Source organism: Streptomyces caelestis, assembly GCF_001279005.1.
GTDB classification, from domain to species: Bacteria; Actinomycetota; Actinomycetes; order Streptomycetales; family Streptomycetaceae; genus Streptomyces; species Streptomyces heliomycini.
Window position 1 is genome coordinate 1 of record NZ_LGCN01000012.1, and the last position, 472, is coordinate 472.

1 rRNA gene is annotated in these 472 nt (G+C 61.2%); it reads left to right on the forward strand.

From position 1 onward, the window contains the following. Positions 1-140: 140 nt before the first annotated feature. Positions 141-472 (forward strand): 23S ribosomal RNA (locus ADK41_RS02440); the annotation flags it as partial.

Genomic DNA, 472 nt, shown 5'->3' on the forward strand with positions numbered 1-472 from the left:
GTCGGGCACGCTGTTGGGTGTCTGAGGGCACGGCCGTATGGCTGCCTTCAGTGCCGGCCCCAGTGCACTCGGGATGTGGTCCCGGGGTGATGGGTGGCTGGTCGTTGTTTGAGAACTGCACAGTGGACGCGAGCATCTGTGGCCAAGTTTTTAAGGGCGCACGGTGGATGCCTTGGCACCAGGAACCGATGAAGGACGTGGGAGGCCACGATAGGCCCCGGGGAGTCGTCAACCAGGCTTTGATCCGGGGGTGTCCGAATGGGGAAACCCGGCAGTCGTCATGGGCTGTCACCCTTGCCTGAACACATAGGGCAAGTGGAGGGAACGCGGGGAAGTGAAACATCTCAGTACCCGCAGGAAGAGAAAACAACCGTGATTCCGGGAGTAGTGGCGAGCGAAACCGGATGAGGCCAAACCGTATGCGTGTGAGACCCGGCAGGGGTTGCGCATGCGGGGTTGTGGGATCTCTCTT